Here is a 3,392-nt window from a genome sequence, read left to right on the forward strand (position 1 = left end):
GTATTGGCCCCATGATCAATCGCCCAAATCAGGAAGCCAACAAAAACGATATAAACTAAACTAATGGCAATCCCACGGGAAAGCTTGAAAATGCATTGGACACGCTTACCAGCATTTAAGGCTAAATACGAAAAAATTGTCGTCAATAACAGCAAAGACATAAACTGTCTGAGCAAGAAAATGAGGACCACAATGGCCAGTAAAACAAAATAGCGATAAAATCGTCTATTCTTAACGGTTGCAAAAACGTTCATAGGGGCCTCTTTTCTTCAGTGACAGGTGCATTAATTATTGGGCAATTTTTCGTTGCTTGCAGTATTGAATTCTGGATATTGGTCATCCGCAGAGAAAACTTGTGCCAACTGGTATGACGTGACATCACTACCAAATTCTTCACCAGTTGTTGCCGGTGATAACCCAAGGGCTGAGCGCACCGTATCCGTTACGGCTTGCCGTTGTGCCGTCGTTACCCGTTGATAAGACACACCTTGATACATTTGGCCTTCACCTTGGACAGTATAAGAGTTAATGTGCTTCGTTGCAGCCATGTAGTTTGATCCCAATGCTAACATATCCCCTAATTTAAGATTTGAGGCAATGTTTTTCGTTGTGGCATTAATGAAATCAGTGTTCAAAATCGTTGTCGGATTCGTTTTGACTTTGTTCATGATCGCTTCAAGTAAAATCCGTTGACGTTGGGTACGACCGTAGTCACCCTTTGGATCTTGATAACGCATCCGTGAGAATGCTAAAGCGGCTTTGCCATCCATCTTCTTATAATGCTTAAAATGTTCACCGTCGGCGGCATAATAATAATCACTCTTTCCTTCGGTAAAACGATAAAGATCATTACCTGTTTCGTGTGCCGTTTCTTGACTAAAGTCGAAAGTCAAAGGTGATACTGCTTGAATCCCACCAAGTCGATCCACTACATCGCCAAGCCCACTCATATTCACCATGGAAAAATAATTAATTGGGATATTAAACATTTTTTGAATCGTCGTAATGGTCGTGCTCACGCCATCACCCAAAGTCGCTTCTTCATCAGCCGTTTCTCTGAAAGCGTACGCCGCATTGAGTTTTTGTGGGAAACTTTCTTCAAACCCGTCAATGGATGTCATAATATCTCGTGGCAACGAAATCATGGTCGTAGTCTCTTTTTCAGGATTAACCGTCACTAACATCAGTGAGTCTGTCAAACCCGAACGATCACGATCTGCGCCAAAACCACCCGTCGTTCCCGTATCGGTTCCCAACACCAAAAAAGAAATCGGCTTCTTATCTTTAATTAATTCACTCGACATTTTTTCAGATTTAAGGTCTGTTGCCGAGTATGAATGGTCAATTGATTGTTTCAACTTGCTCGCATAGAAGGTACCTAAACCGATACCGACCAATGCCAGTACACTCAAAACCAATAACGCAATACGCCAACCCTTTTTACGCTTTGGTTGATGCAGGTCAGCCCTGTGACGATCAAGGCGCGAAGCTGACCCGTCAAGTGGCAATTCTGTCTTGTTGTTGTCAGACATATTGTCATTCCTTTAATGATATTATTTTTCTGCTACATTACCTAATTTAACACAAAAAATAGTAAAAGAAAAATAAATTTATCAGATTAAAATACCGGGAAAATCGACTGATTCCCAATTGATTTTCCCGGTAATGATACCACTACTCGTTGTCCTTCAAAATGTTTTTCACTTCAATCTGGGTTAACTTCTGACGATTGGCAGTCGCAATAAAGAGCGGTACGATTTCTTCTACCACATCACTAAACTCCAACCCATAAAAGTTACTTGAACTCACCGTATGTGATTGTAACCAAACACGACCACCGATTAGGAAGCGATCCCAAGCGTGAATGTTGGGTAAATTCAAGAGATCAGCGTAGTATTGGGTAGCCACAACATACTTAAAATCACCAACATTCCCATGTTTATTCATGGCATATTTAGGGAATTGTGGCTTTAATACATTTTGTTTAATCAACTCATTGGCCACCTGTTTTAGATAAACCGGAATCTGCGGTTCCACTTTAAAACCAAGATTAAATGTCACATGGACGATATTATCCGTTCCCAACATATCAACCGCATAACTCTTACCATAAGGATCACTTGATTCCTTAACCGTCACAAACCAATAAATCGTCGCGCGTTTTGGCCGTGAGCCAAGAATTGAATAGATCATTGACCGCTTTAGCATATAATTTTGATGCATATGCGCAATGTAGACCAAATTCGTCGCAAAAATTGGTTCGTCGTCATCCTTTGACAGGTTGATGAGTTGCTTACGATAATCCTTCAATGACACATAATCATCTTGCTTTGAAATGGCTTCCCGTCGCTTATTACCATAATACCAGACCACCATCACCAGCAAAATAGCGAGCATAATAATCAAGGTTGCATAGCCACCGTGGATAAACTTTGCCAGACTGGCAATTAAGAAAACAAATTCAATGAAACCAAATAGTATTAAGAAGCCATACGCCAAAACTTTTTGGCCTTGCAATTTAATGAATTCAAACAATAAAATGGTTGTCATTAACATCGTGACTGTAATGGCCAGTCCATAGGCGGCTTCCATATTATGTGACGTTTGGAAACTCCAAACCACAATCAGCCCAACCGCACAAAGCAACCAATTTACCATGCCAATATACATTTGCCCACGAACATTACTTGGATAAAAAATACGTAGACGTGGCATAACCTTCAAGTTAATCGCTTCACTGACTAAGGTATAAGCGCCCGAAATCAAAGCTTGTGAGGCAATGATAGCGGCCAGTGTTGCTAGGATAACACCAACAAAGCGCCAGTGACCCGGCAAAATTTCAAAGAATGGATTGGCGGATTGGGCCAAAAGATCAGGGCGTTGACTATTTGACATAATCCAAGCACCTTGCCCCATATAATTCAACACCAGCATGCTATAAACAAACGGCCAACTGATATAGATATTCCGCTTACCCACGTGTCCCATATCCGAGTATAGCGCTTCCGCACCCGTTGTCGCCAAGAAGACACTCCCGAGAATAAAAATCCCCGTCTTGTTTTCCGGATTAAAGAGAATTTGAATCGCATATACTGGTGACAAGGCTTTCAAGATCGACAGATCAGAGAAAATATTAATGAGACCAAATACCCCAATAAACAAAAACCAAACGAGCATCACCGGACCAAAAATATTCCCAATTTTTTTGGTCCCCGCTTTTTGGAACGTAAAAATCACAAGTAATAGTACGCTGACAACACCGATCACCACGGTCTGATTATCTGGGAATAAAAAGGTCCCAATTTGTTGATTTTTTAACCCTTCAATGGCAGTCGTTACCGTTACCGCAGGCGTTAGCGTCCCGTCCGCTAGGAGCGCTGCCCCACCAATCA

The 3,392-nt window shown here is 41.5% G+C and carries 2 protein-coding genes and 1 pseudogene; all 3 read right to left on the reverse strand.

Features of this window, described 5'->3' with window-relative positions:
• Positions 1–254: pseudogene (locus tag ACW12G_RS07145) on the reverse strand (AI-2E family transporter); the annotation flags it as partial.
• 30 nt (positions 255–284) lie between these two features.
• Positions 285–1,532 carry an LCP family protein gene (locus tag ACW12G_RS07150; RefSeq protein ID WP_455647624.1) on the reverse strand — a complete coding sequence of 416 codons (1,248 nt, stop codon included), beginning with the start codon at positions 1,530–1,532 and terminating at the stop codon, positions 285–287.
• 142 nt (positions 1,533–1,674) lie between these two features.
• Positions 1,675–3,392, reverse strand: a 1,718-nt coding sequence (locus ACW12G_RS07155) for a KUP/HAK/KT family potassium transporter (RefSeq protein WP_455647625.1), incomplete at its 5' end; no start/stop codon positions are given.

The sequence above is a fragment of the Leuconostoc sp. genome, assembly GCF_965300815.1.

Coding starts and splice junctions, on each gene's coding strand:
- ACW12G_RS07150 (WP_455647624.1), bottom strand. CDS start 1,532: ATGTCTGACAACAACAAGACAGAATTGCCACTTGACGGGTCAGCTTCG.